The sequence below is a fragment of the Aquamicrobium sp. YD-1-mutant5 genome, assembly GCF_059509755.1.
The window spans coordinates 322713-341014 of record NZ_JCAKKP010000004.1; the positions used below are offsets into that span (position 1 = coordinate 322713).

The 18302-nt window shown below is 64.5% G+C and carries 15 protein-coding genes; 11 read left to right on the top strand and 4 right to left on the bottom strand.

What is annotated here, in order from left to right:
• The first annotated feature begins 187 nt into the window (after nucleotides 1-187).
• The 6 genes from AC5XE7_RS09210 (at nucleotide 188) to pheT (ending at nucleotide 6150) form a co-directional block, all read left to right on the top strand.
• Nucleotides 188-847 (top strand): methyltransferase family protein, encoded by a 660-nt coding sequence (locus AC5XE7_RS09210; RefSeq protein WP_495365770.1) that lies wholly within the window; start codon nucleotides 188-190, stop codon nucleotides 845-847.
• Between the two features lie 172 nt (nucleotides 848-1019).
• Nucleotides 1020-1229 carry a 50S ribosomal protein L35 gene (rpmI, locus tag AC5XE7_RS09215; protein ID WP_239800312.1) on the top strand — a complete coding sequence of 70 codons (210 nt, stop codon included), beginning with the start codon at nucleotides 1020-1022 and terminating at the stop codon, nucleotides 1227-1229.
• Between the two features lie 32 nt (nucleotides 1230-1261).
• Nucleotides 1262-1660, top strand: a complete 399-nt coding sequence (rplT, locus tag AC5XE7_RS09220) for a 50S ribosomal protein L20 (protein ID WP_183826710.1) — start codon at nucleotides 1262-1264, stop codon at nucleotides 1658-1660.
• A gap of 86 nt (nucleotides 1661-1746) precedes the next feature.
• On the top strand, nucleotides 1747-2640 hold the full coding sequence (locus tag AC5XE7_RS09225; protein ID WP_495365771.1) for a BUD32 family EKC/KEOPS complex subunit: 894 nt from the start codon (nucleotides 1747-1749) through the stop codon (nucleotides 2638-2640).
• Nucleotides 2637-3722: a phenylalanine--tRNA ligase subunit alpha gene (gene pheS, locus AC5XE7_RS09230; RefSeq protein ID WP_495365772.1), complete on the top strand. Its 1086-nt coding sequence runs from the start codon at nucleotides 2637-2639 to the stop codon at nucleotides 3720-3722. The genes AC5XE7_RS09225 and pheS overlap by 4 nt, the downstream gene beginning before the upstream one ends.
• A gap of 22 nt (nucleotides 3723-3744) precedes the next feature.
• Nucleotides 3745-6150, top strand: a complete 2406-nt coding sequence (gene pheT / locus AC5XE7_RS09235; RefSeq protein ID WP_495365773.1) for a phenylalanine--tRNA ligase subunit beta — start codon at nucleotides 3745-3747, stop codon at nucleotides 6148-6150.
• A gap of 58 nt (nucleotides 6151-6208) precedes the next feature.
• Here the strand turns inward: pheT and AC5XE7_RS09240 are convergent, their stop codons facing one another.
• Nucleotides 6209-7204 carry an aldo/keto reductase gene (locus tag AC5XE7_RS09240; protein WP_495365774.1) on the bottom strand — a complete coding sequence of 332 codons (996 nt, stop codon included), beginning with the start codon at nucleotides 7202-7204 and terminating at the stop codon, nucleotides 6209-6211.
• A gap of 97 nt (nucleotides 7205-7301) precedes the next feature.
• Between AC5XE7_RS09240 and AC5XE7_RS09245 the strand changes: the two genes are divergently transcribed.
• From AC5XE7_RS09245 to AC5XE7_RS09260, 4 genes are all read left to right on the top strand, one after another.
• Entirely contained in the window at nucleotides 7302-8192 is an 891-nt protein-coding gene (locus tag AC5XE7_RS09245) for a LysR family transcriptional regulator (RefSeq protein WP_495365776.1), read from the top strand.
• Nucleotides 8193-8267: 75 nt separating this feature from the next.
• Complete coding sequence (locus tag AC5XE7_RS09250; protein ID WP_495365777.1) at nucleotides 8268-9254, top strand: Gfo/Idh/MocA family protein; 987 nt, start codon at nucleotides 8268-8270, stop codon at nucleotides 9252-9254.
• Between the two features lie 7 nt (nucleotides 9255-9261).
• The gene (gene hrpB / locus AC5XE7_RS09255; RefSeq protein ID WP_495365778.1) at nucleotides 9262-11727 is read left to right on the top strand and encodes an ATP-dependent helicase HrpB; all 2466 of its coding nucleotides are present in this window, start codon (nucleotides 9262-9264) and stop codon (nucleotides 11725-11727) included.
• A gap of 272 nt (nucleotides 11728-11999) precedes the next feature.
• The gene (locus tag AC5XE7_RS09260) at nucleotides 12000-13532 is read left to right on the top strand and encodes a YifB family Mg chelatase-like AAA ATPase (protein ID WP_495365779.1); all 1533 of its coding nucleotides are present in this window, start codon (nucleotides 12000-12002) and stop codon (nucleotides 13530-13532) included.
• 388 nt (nucleotides 13533-13920) lie between these two features.
• Here the strand turns inward: AC5XE7_RS09260 and AC5XE7_RS09265 are convergent, their stop codons facing one another.
• The 3 genes from AC5XE7_RS09265 to tauA form a co-directional block, all read right to left on the bottom strand.
• Entirely contained in the window at nucleotides 13921-14748 is an 828-nt protein-coding gene (locus tag AC5XE7_RS09265) for an ABC transporter permease subunit (RefSeq protein WP_239800358.1), read from the bottom strand.
• Nucleotides 14741-15553 (bottom strand): taurine ABC transporter ATP-binding protein, encoded by an 813-nt coding sequence (locus tag AC5XE7_RS09270; RefSeq protein ID WP_495365780.1) that lies wholly within the window; start codon nucleotides 15551-15553, stop codon nucleotides 14741-14743. The genes AC5XE7_RS09265 and AC5XE7_RS09270 overlap by 8 nt, the downstream gene beginning before the upstream one ends.
• Nucleotides 15554-15766: 213 nt before the next feature.
• Nucleotides 15767-16798: a taurine ABC transporter substrate-binding protein gene (tauA, locus tag AC5XE7_RS09275; protein ID WP_287945636.1), complete on the bottom strand. Its 1032-nt coding sequence runs from the start codon at nucleotides 16796-16798 to the stop codon at nucleotides 15767-15769.
• A gap of 505 nt (nucleotides 16799-17303) precedes the next feature.
• Here tauA and AC5XE7_RS09280 point away from each other — a divergent pair.
• Nucleotides 17304-18302 (top strand): efflux RND transporter periplasmic adaptor subunit, encoded by a 999-nt coding sequence (locus AC5XE7_RS09280; RefSeq protein ID WP_495365782.1) that lies wholly within the window; start codon nucleotides 17304-17306, stop codon nucleotides 18300-18302.

The following is an 18302-nucleotide window of genomic DNA, read 5'->3' on the forward strand; positions in this document are numbered from 1 at the left end:
AGAGAATTTGCGGCGCTGCCAGAAATGGCGGCGCCGTTTGCTTTTCAGGCAGAGGCTGCTCCGTGTGCCGGGCCTGCCGCGAAAAATTTTATACCCGCCTGAAAAGGCTTCCCGTTTCTGATTTCTGCGCCATGATCATGCCGCAACTTTGCTGCACAGGGCCTCAACCGGAACAAGGACGCCGCCGATGACCGTTGCACAGAACGCCACGCCGAAGACAGGCAACGATCAGGCAAGGCCCAGCCTCAGTCGCTATCAGCGCACCCGCCGCTATGTTCTGGCGGCGCTGGTGGTTGTCATGTGCGCCCTGCTTCTGATCGGGCAGTCGACTTTCCCGCCGGAATCCGTGGTGCATGAGACCATCGAGATGTTCGGTGTTCTGCTGATCTTTCTGGGTATCGTCGGCCGCCTTTGGTCGACGCTTTATATCGGTGGCCGCAAATCCGCCGAGGTGGTGACCGGCGGTCCCTATTCGATCACACGCAATCCCCTTTATGTGTTCTCGACCGTGGCGGCTGCCGGCGTCGGCGCCCAGATGGGCTCGTTCACCGCCATGTTCGGCTTCGCGCTTTTGTGCGCTCTGGCTTTTCACGTCGTCATCCTGCGCGAGGAGCGGTTTCTCAAGGAGGTTCTCGGCGCGCCCTATGAAGCCTATCTGGCACGGGTGCCGCGTTTCTTCCCCCGGCTGTCGCTCTATGATGAGGGCGATACCGGTTCCTTCCAGCCGAAACTGCTGAAGACCACTCTTCTCGACGGACTGGTCTTCCTGCTCGCTATGCCTTTCTTCGAATCGATCGACAGCGCCCAGATGGCGGGTGTGCTGCCGGTTCTGTTCACGGTGCCCTGAAGCCATGTCGCTGACGACGGGGTGTTGCGCTTTGTGCGGCATTGCCGTATAGACCCGCCGTTCATGAAAACCGCCCGGCAGGGCATGCCGTGGCGGTTTCGCTTGCTTTCCGGACTTTGGTCGGTCCGGAGCGAAGACAAGGGCGAACCCGCCCGATAAGGAGACAAGCAAAATGCCCAAGATGAAGACCAAATCTTCCGCCAAGAAGCGGTTCAAGATCACCGGCACCGGCAAGGTGCTTTCGGCTGCCGCCGGCAAGCGCCACGGCATGATCAAGCGGTCCAACAAGTTCATCCGCGATGCCCGCGGCACCATGGTTCTCGCAGAGCCGGATGCCAAGAAGGTCATCAGGAATTTCCTGCCTAACGGCGGCGGCATCTGAGCCGGTTGGAACGATATTAAGGAGATCATGACATGCGCGTGAAAAGAGGCACTACCGGCCACGCCAAGCACAAGAAGGTTCTGAAAGCCGCCAAGGGCTTTTACGGCCGTCGCAAGAACACCATCCGCATCGCCAAGCAGGCGGTCGAGAAGTCGCTGCAGTACGCCTATCGCGACCGCAAGGCCCGCAAGCGCAACTTCCGCGCCCTGTGGATCCAGCGCATCAACGCTGCGGTGCGTGAACACGGCCTGACCTACGGCCGCTTCATCGACGGTCTGAACAAGGCCGGCATCGAGATCGACCGCAAGGTTCTGTCCGACATGGCCATTCATGAGCCGCAGGCTTTCGCCGCTCTGGTGGCGAAGTCGAAGACTGCGCTTGAGTATCTCAAGGACACCACGCCGAACGCTTTTGAAAGCGCTGTAGCTTAAGCCAGCGTTTTCCCGAAGTTCTGCAACACTACGATTTGGGAAACCCGCGCTGGCAGGGCTGGCGCGGGTTTTTCTTATGGAACGAGATGAGCAAGGCCGTACAGGACGACAGCACGGATATGCTTTCCGCCGAAGGGCTGGCGACGCTGGTGCGCCTTCTGGCGGCGAATGCGCGTGCGCGCGTTGCGCGGGCCGATATCGACGGGCGCCACGTCTGGATCAAGCGCTATGATGTCGAGCGCCAGCCTTTCGGCAAGCTCCTTCATCGCGCCATTTCTCCGCTTCTGCCGGTTTTCCTGCGCTCCTCGCGCGCCGCGCCGGGATCGCTTGGTGTGGAGCGGGAACGGCGCAAGATGAACCTGTTTCGGAACGCCGGCCTGCCGGTGGCCGATGTAGTGTTCGGTAATGAGGCTGTTCTGGTGCTTTCCGATGTCGGCAGGGTAGCGCAGGCGCGTCTCGGTGACCTGCACGCCGCCGACCCCGCTGCCCACGACGCTTTGCTGGTGACGCTCGCCGAAGGGCTGGGAGCTGCGCATCGGGCCGGACTTTGCCATGGCAGGCCGCATCCGCGCGACATGTTCCTGCCCGATCCGGCGAAAGGTGACGGGCGTGTCGGTTTCCTGGATTTCGAGGAAGAGCCGGAAGCGGTGATGCCGCTTGCGATGGCGCAGGCGCGCGACCTGTGGCTGCTGTTCCTGCAAATTACCGCGCGTGCGATCTCTCCCGATACGCCGGCCCATGCGTTTGCCGCCTATCATGGCGCAGCTCCGTCGGCCGTCATGCCGCCGCTGGCCCGCCTCGTCGCCTTCTTTCACCGCTGGCTCACGCCGTTGCGGCTTTTGCCGGAAGCGCTGCTGGGCAAGGATGCGCTTTATGCGGTCAAGGCCACGTCTTTCCTGAAAAATGCGCTTGATGCCGGACCGGCATCCGCGCCATCTCTTCAAGCTACCGGCCACGAGCGGCCCAGAGGACAATCATGACGGATATCGACCAACTGGAACGAACGCTGTCGGACGCGATTGCCGGCGCGGGTGACGAGGCCGCGATCGAAGCGGTCAGGGTTTCTGCACTCGGCAAGAAGGGCTCGATCTCGGAACTGCTGAAGACACTGGGCACGATGAGCGCCGAGGAACGGCAGGTGAAGGGCCCGGCGATCAATGGCCTGAAGAACCGCATCACCGAGGCGCTCTCCGCCCGCCGGACTGAATTGCGCGACGTCGCCATCACCGCGCGGCTGGAGGCCGAGAAGGTAGACGTCACGCTGCCGGTGCGTTCCTCTCCGGCTGAGCGCGGCCGCATCCATCCCATCAGCCAGGTCATCGACGAAATCGCCGCCATCTTCGGCGATCTCGGCTTCGCCATCGCCGAAGGGCCGGATATCGAGACCGACTATTACAACTTCACCGCGCTGAACTTCCCCGAAGGCCATCCGGCGCGCGAGATGCACGACACCTTCTTCTTCCAGCCGGACGAAAAGGGCGAGCGCAAGGTGCTCCGCACCCACACCTCGCCGGTGCAGATCCGCACCATGGAGCGCGAGAGCCCGCCCATCCGCATCGTCATCCCCGGCAAGACATACCGGCAGGACAGCGACGCCACCCACTCGCCCATGTTCCATCAGGTTGAGGGGCTGGTCATCGACAAGACCGCCAATGTCGCCAACATGAAATGGGTGCTGGAGGAATTCTGCAAGGCCTTCTTCGAGGTGCCGTCGGTCAGGATGCGCTTCCGTCCGAGCTTCTTTCCCTTCACCGAGCCGTCTCTGGAAGTGGACATCCAGTGCGATCGCTCGCGGCCGGGCGAGGTGCGCTTCGGCGAGGGCAATGACTGGATGGAAATTCTCGGCTGCGGCATGGTCCACCCCAATGTGATGCGCGCTGGCGGGCTCGATCCGGATGAGTATCAGGGCTTTGCCTGGGGCATGGGCATCGACCGCATCGCCATGCTGAAATACGGCATGCCGGATCTGCGCGCCTTCTTCGACGCCGATGTGCGCTGGCTCCAGCATTACGGTTTCCGCCCGCTCGACCTGCCGACCCTGTTCGGCGGACTGAGCAACTGATCTCGCGGCAAGGAACAGACACATGAAATTCACCCTCTCCTGGCTGAAAGAGCACCTCGAAACCGACGCCACGCTGGACGAGATCGTCGAACGGCTGACGGCCATCGGCCTCGAAGTCGAATCCGTCGACGACAAGGCGGCCCTGAAGCCCTTCGTCATTGCAAAGGTGCTGACCGCCGAAAAGCACCCCGACGCCGACAAGCTGCGCGTTCTGTCGGTCGACACCGGCTCGGGTGCGCCCATACAGGTCGTCTGCGGCGCGCCCAACGCGCGGGCCGGTCTGGTTGGCGCCTTCGCCGCTCCCGGCACTTATGTGCCCGGCATCGACGTTACGCTTTCGGTCGGCAAGATCCGCGGCGTCGAGAGCCACGGCATGATGTGCTCGGAGCGCGAACTGCAGCTTTCCGACGAGCATGACGGCATCATCGATCTGCCCGCCGACGCGCCGGTCGGCACGTCTTACGCAAGCTGGGCGGAACTGGACGATCCGGTCATCGAGATCAATTTGACGCCCAATCGTCCCGACGCCACCGGCGTCTACGGCATCGCGCGCGACCTCGCCGCCTCCGGCCTCGGCACGCTGAAGACAGCGCCGGTCGAGCCGGTTTCCGGCAAGGGCGAAACGCCGGTGAAGCTCACCATCGAGGCACCCGACCTGTGCCCCGGCTTCGCGCTGCGCCTCGTGCGCGGCGTGAAGAACGGCCCGTCGCCGAAATGGATGCAGAAACGGCTGATCGCCATCGGCCTGCGCCCCATCAACACGCTGGTCGACATCACCAACTACATCACCTTCGACCGTGGCCGTCCGCTGCATGTGTTCGATGCGAAGAAGGTCGCCGGCAATCTTGTTGTGCGTCGCGCTCAGGCCGGTGAGAAGGTTCTGGCGCTGGACGGGCGCGAGTATCAGCTGACGCCGGAGATGTGCGTCATCGCCGACGACAAGGGCGTGGAATCCATCGCCGGCATCATGGGCGGCGAGCTTTCCGGCTGTGACGAGAACACCACCGATGTGCTGATCGAATCCGCACTCTGGGATGCGCTCAACGTCGCCCGCACCGGCCGCGCGCTCGGCATCATCACCGACGCCCGCTATCGTTTCGAGCGTGGTGCCGACCCCGAATACATGGTGCCGGGGCTGGAACTGGCGACCCGTCTTGTTCTCGACCTGTGCGGTGGCGAGCCGACTGAGGCGCAGGTGGTCGGCTATGCCGGCCATAAGCCGAAGATCGTCTCCTTCCCGCTTTCGGAAGTGAAGCGGCTCACCGGCCTCGACGTGCCCAGGGACGCGAGCCTGTCGATCCTCACCCGCCTCGGCTTCAAACCGCTCGGCAATGGCGATGTGGTGGATGTCGAGGTGCCGTCATGGCGGCCGGATGTCGATGGCAAGGCCGATCTGGTGGAAGAGGTGATGCGCATCCACGGCGTCGACGAGATCGAGTCTCGGCCGTTGTCCAGCCACGATGCGGTCAACGGCAAGATCCTCACCACCCTGCAAATCCGCAGCCGCTTCGCCCGGCGCGCTCTGGCCGTGCGCGGCATGCTGGAAGCGGTCACATGGTCGTTCATCCCGGCAAAGCACGCTGAACTGTTCGGCGGCGGGCAGGCGGCGTTGAAGCTCGCCAACCCGATTGCCGCCGACATGTCCGATATGCGCCCCTCGCTGCTGCCCGGTCTGATCGCCGCCGCCCAGCGCAACGCGGATCGCGGCATGGGCGATGTCGCCCTGTTCGAGGTTTCCGGCACTTATGAGGGCGATACACCGGAAAAGCAGCGACGCGTCGCTGCCGGCATCCGCCGGGGCACGGCGAAGCTGGAGGGCTCGGGCCGCTACTGGAACGGCAATGCCGCACCGGTCGGCGTCTATGACGCCAAGGCCGATGCCATCGCTGCGCTGGAAGCCTGCGGCGCGCCGGTGGATCGCTTGCAGATCGAGGCGGCCGCGCCCGGCTGGTATCATCCGGGTCGCTCGGGTGTGATAAAACTCGGTCCCAAGGTGGTGCTCGGCCATTTCGGCGAGTTCCACCCGAAGGTGCTGGAAGCGCTCGACGCCAGCGGCCCTCTGGCCGGCTTCGAGGTGTTCGTGGATGCCATCCCTGAGGCCAAGGCCAAGCCGACCCGCACCAAGCCGAAGCTGGAGCTTTCCGCCTTCCAGGCGGTGAAGCGCGATTTCGCCTTCGTGGTTGAAAAAGCTGTCGAGGCCGGTTCGTTGGTCAAGGCAGCCCTTGCCGCCGACAGGAAGCTGGTCACCGACGTCAATGTGTTCGACATTTTCGAGGGGGCTTCTCTGGGTGAGGGCAAGAAATCCATCGCCATCGAAGTCACCATCCAGCCGGTTGAAAAGACACTGACGGAAGAGGATTTCGAGGCGCTGGCTGGCCGCATCGTCGAGAATGTGAAGAAGCAGACCGGCGGTGCGCTGCGCGGCTGAACGGCCTGAAGACATCAATAAGCGGGCAGGCGGAGCGATCCGCCTGCCCGCAATCGTTTTAGCCGTTGGTAAGCGACAACGCTTCTTCCGTGTAGCGCTTGCCGGCCACCTTGTCCGGCGACAGGGCAGCCCCGATGTCGGCCACCTCGGCCTCGCTCAGCGCGATCTGCGCTGCCGCCACATTCTGTTCCAGATGGTCAATGCGGCGTGCGCCGGGGATCGGCACGATGAAATCGCCCTGATGCAGCACCCAGGCCAGCGCCAGTTGCGCTGCCGTCACGCCCTTGCCCTCAGCCATCTGTTCCAGCAACGCCACCAGCCGTTCATTGGCTTCCATCGCCTCGGCCTGAAAGCGCGGCAGGGTGCGGCGCCAGTCGTCTTCGCCCAGTGCGTCGGCCTTGCGGATGGTGCCGGTGAGCAGGCCGCGCCCGAGTGGGCTGTAGGGCACGAAGCCAACGCCGAGTTCCCGGCAGACGGCAAAAATCTCGTCCTCCGGTTCACGGCTCCACAGCGAATATTCGCTCTGCACGGCGGCGATCGGGTGAACCGCTTGGGCGCGCCGCAGGGTCTGCGGGCTCACTTCCGAAAGGCCGAGCGCGCGCACCTTGCCCTCGCGCACCAGATCGGCCATCGCGCCGACCGTATCCTCGATCGGCACCGAGGGATCGACGCGGTGCTGGTAATAGAGGTCGATGACATCGGTGCCGAGGCGCTTCAGCGAAGCCTCCGCCACCGCCTTGACGTGCTCGGGGCGGCTGTCCACGCCCGCCATGCGCCCGGCCCCGGTGCCTTCGTCGCTGATCCTGAAGCCGAACTTGGTGGCGATGGTGACCTTGTCGCGCACGCCCATCAGCGCCTTGCCGACGAGGCGCTCGTTCTCGAACGGGCCGTAGACTTCCGCCGTGTCGAAGAAATCGACACCGATCTCCACGGCCCGGTGCAGGGTGGCGATGGAGTCTTTTTCCTCCTGTCCTCCATAGGCGAAGCTCATGCCCATGCAGCCGAGGCCGATGGGATTGACGGTGAGTTCTGTTCCAAGTTTGCGTGGTTGCATCTGCAAGCCTCCTGTGTGGGATGAGGCAGAGATAGGAGCCGGATCATCGTTCGATAATCCGTTTGTTTGTGCATTGGCTATTCTATATTTTATATCAATGTCGCGTAACCAGCTTTCCCATCTCGCCGTTCTTTCGGTCGTTGCGCAGCACGGCAGCTTCCGCGCCGCCGCGCGGGAACTGGGCATTGCCCCATCGGCGGTCAGCCATGCCGTCTCGGTGCTGGAGGCGCGTCTTGGGGTGCGGCTGCTGGCACGCACCACGCGCAGCGTCGCCCCGACTGAGGAAGGCGTTGCCTTGCTGGAGCGGCTGCGGCCGGCGCTCTCGGAAATAGACCTTGCGCTGGAACAGGCGGTCGAGGCGCGCGACAGGCCCGCCGGAAAGCTGCGCCTCAACGTGCCGCGCACCGCCGCCGAGCTGGCGCTCGCCCCGCGCCTTGCCGCCTTCGCCGCCGCCTATCCGGAGATCACGCTGGAGATCGTCAGCGAGGACCGCTTCACCGATGTCGTGGAGGGCGGCTTCGATGCCGGTGTGCGGCTCGGCGAAAGCCTGCAGCGCGACATGATCGCCGTGCGCATCGGCCCGCAGCTGCGCGGTGCAGTCGTGGCCGCTCCCTCCTGCCTCAAGGGCAGGGAATGGCCCCGGCATCCGCACGACCTTGCAGGCCATCGCTGCATCCGCTTCCGCTTTTCCAGCGGCGTCATCTATCGCTGGGAATTCGAAAAGGAAGGCGAGGAGATCGTCATGGACGTAGATGGCCCACTGATCCTCGGCGAGGACCGGGTGATCGTGCAGGCCGCGCTCGATGGCGCGGGCATCGCCTTCGTCTTCGAGGACTATGTGCGCCAGCCTCTGGCCGACGGGCGGCTGGTGCGCCTGCTGGAGGATTGGTGCCCGCCCTTTGACGGGTTCTTCGTCTATTATCCCAGCCGCAAGCAGATGCGCCCGGCGCTCAGGGCCTTCGTGGATTTCTTTCGCTGGCGCGGCTAAAAGGTAATCTTCCGGCCGCTTGGCTTTTCCGCTCCTTTGGGGCAAATCCGGGCCGATAATTCTGGAGGTAGGACCATGTTCCGCTGGGGTGTCCTTTCAACGGCGAAGATCGCGCGCGAGCAATTGCTGCCGGCCATCGCCGGTTCCGACAATGGCGTGGTGGCGGCCATCGCCAGCCGCGATCCGGCCCGCGCCCGGCAACTGGCCGACCAGTGGAACGCACCGCATGCCTTCGGCTCCTATGAGGAACTGCTGGCCTTCCCGGAAGTGGACGGCGTCTATATTCCCCTGCCCACCTCTCAGCATGTCATCTGGACGGCAAAGGCCATCGAGGCCGGCAAGCATGTGCTCGTGGAAAAGCCGCTGGCGCTGAACGCGGATCATATTGCACGACTGATCGTGCTGCGCGACCGTCACGATGTGCTGGTCAGCGAGGCCTTCATGGTCGTTCACCATCCGCAGTGGATCAAGGTGCGGGAACTGATCGCGCAAGGTGCCATCGGCCGGCTGCGCCACGTGCAGGGCGCTTTTTCGTATTTCAATGTCGATCCGCACAACATGCGCAACCAGCCCGATCTCGGTGGCGGCGCGCTGCCCGACATCGGCGTCTATCCGACGGTGACGACGCGCTTCGCGACAGGCAGCGAGCCTCTGCGCGTGCAGGTCAGCATCGAGCGTGACCAGACATTCGGCACCGACATCTATTCCTCGGTGCGTGCCGATTTCGGCACCTTCGAGCTGTCCTTCTATCTGTCGACGCAGATGGCCGCGCGCCAGATCATGGTTTTCCATGGCGACAGGGGTTTCATCGAGATCGCTTCGCCCTTCAACGCCGGGCTTTATGATGATCATGTGGTGACGCTGCACAACCAGAACCACGATGCGGCGCAGGTTTTCCGCTTCCCCGGCGCGCAGCAATATCGCCTTCAGGTCGAGGCGTTCGTGCGGGCTGCTCGCGGAGGGACAGACCGTGTCTTCACGCTGGAGGAATCGGTGCTGAACCAGAAGGTCATCGACGCCATCTTCCGCGCCGGCGAACATGACGGCTGGGAACCGGTCTGATCGCCCGATGAGCAAGGTTTCGCTGCCGGAGCTTCCGGTCACCGTCGTTCTGGCCGATCTGGGTACGGCGCTGGAGCGGGGCAACAAGGCGGTGCTGGTTGCCCCGCCGGGCGCCGGCAAGACGACGCTGGTGCCGCTCAGCCTGCTCGATGCCGGCTGGCGTGAGGGTGGCACCATCGTGCTTCTGGAACCGCGGCGGCTGGCCGCCCGCGCCGCTGCGCGGCGCATGGCCTCCCTTCTGGGCGAGGAGCCAGGCGCGACGGTCGGCTATGCCATGCGCATGGAAAAGCGCGTTTCAGAGCGCACCCGCATCCTTGTTGCCACCGAGGGCGTGCTGGCGCGCATGATCCTCGACGATCCCGAACTGCCCGGCATAAAGGCCGTGATCTTCGACGAGTTCCACGAACGCTCGCTGGATGGCGATTTCGGCCTCGCGCTGGCGCTCGACGTGCAGGGTGCGCTGCGTCCCGATCTGCGCCTGCTGGCCATGTCGGCGACGCTGGACGGCGCGCGCGTGGCCAAGCTGCTGGACGGCGCCCCGGTGATCGAGAGCGAGGGCCGCGCCTTTCCCGTCGACATCCGCTATCGGGAACGCCCCGCCAGCACGCCGGTCGAGGATGCCATGGCCGCCGCCATCCGCGCGGCCCTGTTGGAAGAGGCCGGCAGCGTGCTTGCCTTCCTGCCCGGCCAGCGCGAGATCGAGCGCACCGCCGAGCGTCTGGAAGGGCGCATCGGGGCCGACACCGACATCGTGCGGCTCTACGGCATGATGGATGCGAAGGCGCAGGACGCCGCCATCCGCCCGCCGCCCGCTGGCAGCCGCAAGGTGGTGCTGGCCACTGCGATCGCCGAGACCTCGATCACCATAGACGGCGTGCGCGTCGTCATCGACAGCGGACTGGCGCGCCTGCCTGCCTATGAGCCCGCCAGCGGCCTCACCCGGCTGGAGACGGTGCGCGTGTCGCGCGCCTCGGCCGATCAACGCGCCGGGCGAGCCGGGCGCACGGAGCCTGGCGTGGCAATCCGGCTGTGGCGGGCCGAGCAGACGGCGGCGCTGCCCGCCTTCACGCCGCCCGAAATCCTCGCCGCCGACCTCTCCGGCTTGTTGCTGGACTGCGCGGCCTTCGGCGTTGCCGATCCCGCAAGCCTTGCCTTCCTCGATCCTCCGCCCGGCCCGGCGCTCAATGAGGCGCGCAATCTTTTGCGCACGCTGGATGCCATCGATGCGGACGGCCGCCTGACCGGAACCGGGCAGGCGATGCGACGCCTCGCTCTGCCGGTGCGGCTTGCCCATATGGTGGCCGAGGCTGCCCGAAATGGGCGTGAGCGGGACGCGGCCCTTCTCGCCGTGCTTCTGACCGAACGCGGATTGGGCGGCGACAGCGCCGATCTGGAACGGCGGCTGATGCGCTTTGCCGGCGAAAAATCACCCCGCGCCAATGCGGCGCGGCAATTGGCGCAGCGGCTGGCCCGCAGCGCCGGCGGGGGCGTGAACAGCGACGACCCATCCTCGCCCGGCACACTGCTGCTGCACGCATGGCCGGATCGCGTCGCCAAGGCGCGCGGCGAACGCGGCCGCTTCGTGCTCGCCAACGGTTCGGGCGCGATGCTCGATGCGGCCGATCCGCTGGCTGCGGAACCCTTTCTCGTCGTCGCAGACTTGCAGGGCAAGGCGCAGAATGCGCGCATCATGGCCGCAGCCGCCGTAGGCGAGGACGACATCCGCGCGCTTCTCGGCCACGCCATCGAAAGCCGTCGCGACACGCTGTTCGATCTCGAGCGCCGCAGCGTGCGGGTGCGCGAGCAAAGCCGTCTGGGCGCCATCGTGCTTGCCGAGCGCATGCTGCCCGCCCCGACCGGCGACACGGCGAATGAAGCCGTGCTCGATGCTGTGCGAGCGCACGGTGTCTCCATCCTGCCATGGGGCAAGGAGGCAATGACGCTGCGCCAGCGCCTGTCATGGCTGCACAAGGGTCTTGGCGATCCGTGGCCGGATATGGGCGACGAGGCGCTGACCGCCCGGCTTGAGGACTGGCTGCTGCCCTTCCTCACCGGCTCGGCCTCGCTCGCCTCCATCAGCGGCGGCGCGCTCATTGCCGGCCTCACCGCGCTGGTGCCGCACGATCTTCAGCGGCGCATCGATGCGCTGGCGCCCACCCATTTCGATGCGCCATCGGGCAGCCACGTGCCGGTCCGCTATGATGGCGAGCAGCCGGTGCTGGCCATCCGCGTACAGGAACTGTTCGGTCTCGCCACCCACCCGGCCATTGCCGGCGGCACCGTGCCGCTGACGCTGGAACTGCTGTCCCCGGCACACCGGCCGATCCAGACCACGCGCGACCTGCCGGGCTTCTGGCGCGGCTCATGGGCGGATGTGCGCTCCGATATGCGCGGGCGCTATCCAAAACATGTCTGGCCGGAGAACCCGCTTCAGGCGCAGGCCACCAGCAGGGCGAAGCCACGGGGCACCTGAAAGGTTTTGGCCGGCCGCACGGGTCAGGACGCTTCCCAAGGGGCATCGAGAAAATTCTGACGCAGGGGCAGCAGGAACGTCTGTTCCGCTTTTGCAATTGTCTGCAACCTGAGTGCACTCAGAACTGGTATTTGTTCCTGTATTGTTCTTGCGCGCTTTGAGAAATCGTGCTTTCCTGTGTGCCTGACCAAGGGGAAGGTCCGGCCCGACGGGCGAACTCGGGTTTTGACGTCCCGGGGCGCGCTCCAGAGACGCACAGGGGGAGGCATAGCATGGTTTCACGCGTGCGAACGGTGGCCTTTCAGGGCATCGAGGCGGTGCCCGTCGACGTGCAGATCATGGTGGCGCCGGGAAAGGTGGGCATGTCCATCGTCGGCCTGCCCGACAAGGCGGTCGCGGAAAGCCGCGAGCGTGTGCAGGCCGCCCTTCATGCCTCCGGCCTGTCGATGCCCGCCAAACGCGTGACGGTCAATCTGGCGCCTGCCGATCTGCCCAAGGAAGGCAGCCATTACGACCTGCCGATTGCGCTGGGGCTGATGGCCGCGATCGGGGTCATTCCGGGCGAGGCGCTGAGCGCCTATGTGGTTCTGGGGGAACTGTCGCTGGACGGCGCCATCGCTTCGGTCGCCGGAGCACTCCCGGCGGCGATTGCCGCCAATGGTGAGGGCCGGGGGCTGATCTGTCCTCATGATTGCGGGGCCGAGGCGGCGTGGGCGGGCGGCGAGTTCGATCTTCTGGCGCCGCGCAGCCTGATTGCGCTCGCCAATCATTTCCGGGGCACGCAGGTGCTCACAAGGCCTGAGCCCGGCGTGCGTGCCGGCAGCACCGATCTGCCGGATCTGGCCGACATCAAGGGGCAGGAAAGTGCGCGCCGGGCGCTGGAGGTGGCGGCCGCAGGCGGTCACAATCTGCTGATGACCGGTCCGCCGGGCTCGGGAAAATCCATGCTGGCCCAGCGGCTGCCGTCGATCCTGCCGCCGCTTTCCCCGCGCGAATTGCTGGACGTGTCGATGATCGCGTCGATTGCCGGGGAACTGGCGGGCGGGCGGCTCACCGATCGCCGGCCGTTCCGCGCCCCGCATCATTCCGCCTCGATGGCGGCGCTGGTGGGCGGCGGGTTCAGGGCGCGTCCCGGTGAGATATCGCTGGCCCATCACGGTGTGCTGTTTCTGGATGAGTTTCCCGAATTTTCGCCGCAGACGCTCGATGCCCTGCGCCAGCCGCTCGAAACGGGTTCCTGCATGATCGCGCGTGCCAATCACCGCATCAGCTATCCGGCACGGATCCAGCTGGTCGCCGCCATGAATCCCTGCCGCTGTGGCATGGCCGGCGAGCCCGGTTTCCGCTGCGCGCGCGGCGAGCGATGCCGAACGGAATATCAGGCGCGCATCTCCGGACCCTTGCTGGACCGCATTGATCTCAGGATAGAGGTGCCGGCGGTTTCAGCTGCCGACCTGATCCGCCCGGGAAAGTCGGAAGCGAGCGCTGCCGTCGCCGCGCGCGTGGCGCGGGCGCGCGATCTCCAGCGCGCCCGCTTCGAGGCGCTGGGTGCCGATGGAGCGCTGACCAACGCCCAATGCCCACCTTCGCTGATCGAGGCGGTCGCCACCCCCGATCAGGGAGGAATGGTGCTTCTGCAGGATGCCAGCGAAAAGCTCGGCTTCTCCGGCCGTGCCTATCATCGCGTGCTGAAAGTAGCACGCACGCTGGCCGATCTCGACGGTAGCGAGGGCATGGGCCGCATCCATGTGGCGGAGGCGATTTCCTACCGCATGGAGACCGGGCTCATGGCGAAAGCTGCATAGCTTTGCCTCCGGGTTGCCGGCCTGAGTGATCATCGCGCGCGTGGCAGCTTCCCTGCATGCGTGCGTGAGGCTCGGCAAGGGGCGGTTGGCGGCGCTTGCCGTACTGATCCGCGACGGTTTTTTGCCGGCGTGGTGAATGGCACTTGATCGGATGGCGGCGCAGCAGGTGTCGGCTGCACCGGATTGGAGCATTTCTACTTTTCCCCGGATCGCAGAAATGCTCCGATCCTTTATTTTCGGGCGATGCGGAGCGCACAACCGCAGCGCACTTCTGCTGAAATTGCTACCGCGCACGAAGCATGTGCACGGAGCACGAGACGCGGGTGCAAATATAAAAAAGCCGGCGAGGTACGCCGGCTTTTGTCAGGTTCATTCGGTTGAAGGTCCGTCAGATGCGTCCCTTCCACGGGATAAAAACCTTTTCGAGATGGCGGATGAGCAGGTCGAAGGCGAAGGCGAAGACGCCGATCACGATGATGCCCATGATGACGGTGTCGCTCGCCAGATATTCGGCTGCATTCAGCACCATGAAGCCGAGGCCGCGGCTGGCCGCCACCATTTCGGCCGCCACCAGCGTCGTCCAGCCGACGCCGATGCCGATGCGCATGCCGGTGAAGATTTCCGGCAGCGCCGCCTTCATGATGACCTGCGTGATCACCTGCTGGCTGGTCGCGCCCATCGCATAGGCGGCATGGATCTGTTCGGTCGAGACCGAGCGCACGCCGGCGCGGGCGGCGATCGCCATCGGCGCGAAGATCGCCAGGAAAATCAGGAAGACTTTCGGAAACTCGCCAATGCCCAGCCAGATGATGACCAGCGGCAGATAGGCAAGCGGCGGCAGCGGCCGGTAGAACTCGATGATCGGGTCGAGCACGCCGCGAACGACGCGGTTGACGCCCATCAGGATGCCGATCGGAATGGCCGTCACGCAGGCCAGCGCGAAGGCGCCGAAGACGCGGCCGAGGCTGGCGAGCGTGTGCTGGATGAGCGTGGAGTTGGCAACGCCGTCGGTCATGGCAAGGATGAACTTGTTGTAGACGGCAATCGGAGAAGGCAGGAACAGCGGCCTCACCCATCCCATCGAGGTGACGAGGAACCAGAGCGCGATCAGCACCAGTGCCGTGATGAGGCTGATATGGCCGCTGTAGCCCTCGCCCGGTGCGCCATAGACCTTGCCGGGTTGTGCGGATTTCGCCTTGGACAGCCGCTCAAGCATGGGCCAGCTCCGGATTTCCTGATGCTCGCTCGTCGCCATAGATGATCCCCAGTATGATTTCCCGCATTTCGATGAAGTCGGGGCTGGACTTGATTGCGCGCGCATCCCCGCTTTCGAGGAAACGGCGGTTGAAGTCGAGGTCGTAGGTGTGGGTGATGCGGCCCGGCCGTGGCGACATGACGATGAGCCGCGAGCCGAGGAACAGCGCTTCCTCGACACTGTGGGTGATGAAGAAGAACATCTTGTTGGTGTGCTGCCAGACCCTGAGCAGCAGTTCCTGTATGGTCTCGCGCGTCAGCGCATCGAGAGCGGCCATCGGCTCGTCCATCAGGAGCATGGCCGGGTCGCAGGTCAGCGCCCGTGCAATGCCCACGCGCTGCTGCATGCCGCCGGAAAGCTGGTAGATCATGTGCCTGTGGAAGTCCTGCAGGCCGACCAGCGCCAGATTGCGCACGGCGCGCTCGCGTCTCTGATCCTTCGGCACGCCCTGAAGCTTGAGGCCGAATTCGGTGTTGTCGATGACGTTGAGCCAGGGCAGCAGCGCATGCTTCTGGAACACCACGCCGCGGTCGGCGCCCGGCCCGGTGACGCGTCGGCCGCCCAGCGTGATGTCGCCGGCGGTCGGCGCCATGAAGCCGGCCATCAGGTTGAGCAGCGTGGTCTTGCCGCAGCCGGAAGCGCCCAGCGCCACCACGAAGTCGCCGCTGTGGATCGTCAGGTTGACGCCCTTCAGCGCAATCACCGCTTCGTCCGAGTGGAGACCCGGATAGGTCAGGTTCACATTGCTTACGTTGAGCGTTTCCATGTCTTGCCTTCTCGCACCATGTCCTCAGGGCATGCGCCGGTGGCTACGGGACCATGGCGGCCCCGTATGGGAACAGCCGGCGGCGTTAGAGCATCGGACCGAAACGTGGAATCCGGATTTCGGATATTCCGATGCTCTGTCAATAATTCAGATCGTCCGTTGTGCGTCCGGATAGACGCACGGCGATCTCGCCGCCGGCCAGTGTTCCAGCCGCTACTTCGAAGCCGCCGTCGCGAAATCCGCGTTCACGAAGGGGGCGTAGTCCTCCAGCGCGTGGTCGATCTGCTTCTGCTCGACCAGGAATTTAGCACTTTCCGTGAAAGCGCGCACCGCGCCGCTTTCGGCGCCACCCCCAAGCCAGACATTGGAGGCCTGCTCCTCGGCGCTCGGGAAGACGAGAAGATCGAGGGCTTCGACCACATCTTCGGGCGAGCCGCCGATCATCCTGACGATGCCCTGCACTTCCGGAGAATCCGCCGTCCACTTGTCCTTGTTCCTGGCGTAGTCGGCATAGGCGTCAGCCAGAACTTTGGTGAAGGCGTTCATGAATTCGGCGTTTTCGGCCGCGAACTTGCGGTCCACGACAATGGCGTCGAATGTCGGCACGCTTTCCTTGCCGATCACCTCGGAGTCGGAGATGACCTTGCCGGTCTTGAGGATTTCGGAGAGAGCCGGCGGCCAGACATAGGCGGCATCGATGTCGCCGCGCTGCCATGCGGCCACGATCTGGGGCGGCTTCATGTTGAGGATGTTGACCTCGCGCGGATCGATGTTCCACACCTTCTCCATGCCGACCAGCAGATGGAAGTGTGAAGTCGAAACGAACGGCACGCCTACTTTCTTGCCCTTCAGATCCTCTGGTTTTTCGATGCCAGAGCCTTCGCGGGCCACCAGCGCTTCCGATTTGCCGATATTGTCGAGGATCCAGAAAAGCTGCATGTCGACGCCGCGCGTGGCGGCTGCGGCGGCACCCGTCGAGCCGATGACGCCGATCGGCACGTTGCCGGACGCAAGCGCGGTGGAAATATCGCCTGCCGACGAGAACTGGCGCCAGTCGACCTTGTAGCCGGTGTCCTTCAGTGCTTCGTCGAAGCGTCCGTCGGCAATGGCCGCCACGAACGGGCCGACGATCTGCTGGTAGCCGACGACGATCGTCGTCTGGGCGAAGGCAGCCCCCGCATAGAGGACCGATGCTGCCATCGAGGCAGCGCATGCAATGCCTTTCAATACCTGAAACGGTTTCATCGATTATCTCCCATTGAAACAGCGGAATTCCGTTGGCCCGCCAGAGGCTGCGACTTCGATGTTCGCTTTCTTCAGCCGTTCTGACTCTAGGTGAGCCTCTGCGCACACCTTATATCCAATTCAAAACTTCAATGAGTCCAATGGCCGTCACCCATGCCATCCCGGTCTGTGGAAGGGCTGCGCCTGCCAGCCGCGATGCCCTTGAAATCATGTGGCGCGTACTAAATCTTTGCCTTGTTATCGGGTGAGGGGCAGTTTTACCTCTGCCTCTGCAAGGGATGCTCTTGTAACGGCCGGAAAATACAGGAATTTTAACTTCTGGCCCGGAATGGTTATGTCTTGTATGTGGCCGGTTCCATCAGCCGGTGAAGTTCGCAGAAATGCCGGGAAAGCTGGGACCGCTATGGGTAAACAACCATTGTCTCGACACTTGTGCATGCCCTTGCTTGCTGGTGCTTTTGCTACGTGTTGTTCCCTGAATGCGGTCAGGGCCGAAAATCTCGCGGTGACGGTGCAGACCGTCGGCTATGCGAGCTACAGCCAGCCTCTGGAAATTTCAGGCGACATTCATGCCCGCCTCAATGTCGATCTTTCATTCCGGGTCAGCGGCCAGATCGTGGAGCGCACCGCCGATGTCGGCACCCATGTGAAACCGGGCGATGTTCTGGCGAAGCTCGACGATGCCGAGCAGCAGACCAATCTGCGTGCTGCGCAGGCATCGCGCGATGCGGCGCAGGCTCTGCTGGTGGAGGCTGAGGCCACCTATCAGCGCCAGCGGCAGTTGCTGGATCAGGGCTTTACCACCAGAAGCCGTTTCGATCAGGTCGAGCAGCAATGGCTGACCGCGAAGAATACGCTGACCAGTGCCGAAAGCGCGCTGGAGAATGCCCGCGACGAGCTTTCCTATACCGAGTTGCGCGCGCCCTCGGCTGGCATCATCACGGCACGCAATGTCGAGGTGGGGCAGGTGGTGCAGGCAGCGCAGGCTGCCTTCTCGCTGGCCGAGGACGGGGGCCGCGACGTGGTGCTCGATGTGCAGGAAACGCTCGTCAATCACGGCCCGCCCGGAACGTCGGTCACGCTCAAGCTCCTGTCTGATCCGTCAGTTGAGGCGAGCGGCCGTGTCCGGGAGGTTTCGCCGGTGGTCGATGCGCGCACCGGCACAGTGCGGGTCAAGGTGGAAATCATCGATCCGCCGCCGCAGATGGCGCTTGGCGCGGTGGCCACCGCTGCCGTGCATCTGCCGGTGAACGATGTGGTGGTGCTGCCGTGGAGTTCGCTGACCTCCGATCGCGGCCGCCCGGCAGTGTGGCGGGTAGCCCCCGATAGCAACACCGTGTCGCTCGCGCCGGTCGAAGTGCTGGCCTATGAGCGCGAGCGCCTGATCCTTCGCTCGGGGCTGGATGAGGGCGCGACAATTGTGGTGAAAGGCGGCCACATGCTGCATGAGGGGCAGGTCGTCGATATACTGAACGAGCAGCCCGCCGGCGGCGAGGGGAAGTGA

What these genes read in the sequence shown, in the direction of transcription:
- rplT (WP_183826710.1), top strand. Translation starts at nt 1,262, where the DNA reads ATGCGCGTGAAAAGAGGCACTACCGGCCACGCCAAGCACAAGAAGGTT.
- AC5XE7_RS09240 (WP_495365774.1), bottom strand. Translation starts at nt 7,204, where the DNA reads ATGCAACCACGCAAACTTGGAACAGAACTCACCGTCAATCCCATCGGC.
- AC5XE7_RS09225 (WP_495365771.1), top strand. Translation starts at nt 1,747, where the DNA reads ATGAGCAAGGCCGTACAGGACGACAGCACGGATATGCTTTCCGCCGAA.
- hrpB (WP_495365778.1), top strand. Translation starts at nt 9,262, where the DNA reads ATGAGCAAGGTTTCGCTGCCGGAGCTTCCGGTCACCGTCGTTCTGGCC.
- rpmI (WP_239800312.1), top strand. Translation starts at nt 1,020, where the DNA reads ATGCCCAAGATGAAGACCAAATCTTCCGCCAAGAAGCGGTTCAAGATC.
- AC5XE7_RS09250 (WP_495365777.1), top strand. Translation starts at nt 8,268, where the DNA reads ATGTTCCGCTGGGGTGTCCTTTCAACGGCGAAGATCGCGCGCGAGCAA.
- AC5XE7_RS09265 (WP_239800358.1), bottom strand. Translation starts at nt 14,748, where the DNA reads ATGCTTGAGCGGCTGTCCAAGGCGAAATCCGCACAACCCGGCAAGGTC.
- AC5XE7_RS09245 (WP_495365776.1), top strand. Translation starts at nt 7,302, where the DNA reads ATGTCGCGTAACCAGCTTTCCCATCTCGCCGTTCTTTCGGTCGTTGCG.
- AC5XE7_RS09270 (WP_495365780.1), bottom strand. Translation starts at nt 15,553, where the DNA reads ATGGAAACGCTCAACGTAAGCAATGTGAACCTGACCTATCCGGGTCTC.
- tauA (WP_287945636.1), bottom strand. Translation starts at nt 16,798, where the DNA reads ATGAAACCGTTTCAGGTATTGAAAGGCATTGCATGCGCTGCCTCGATG.
- AC5XE7_RS09210 (WP_495365770.1), top strand. Translation starts at nt 188, where the DNA reads ATGACCGTTGCACAGAACGCCACGCCGAAGACAGGCAACGATCAGGCA.
- pheS (WP_495365772.1), top strand. Translation starts at nt 2,637, where the DNA reads ATGACGGATATCGACCAACTGGAACGAACGCTGTCGGACGCGATTGCC.
- AC5XE7_RS09260 (WP_495365779.1), top strand. Translation starts at nt 12,000, where the DNA reads ATGGTTTCACGCGTGCGAACGGTGGCCTTTCAGGGCATCGAGGCGGTG.
- pheT (WP_495365773.1), top strand. Translation starts at nt 3,745, where the DNA reads ATGAAATTCACCCTCTCCTGGCTGAAAGAGCACCTCGAAACCGACGCC.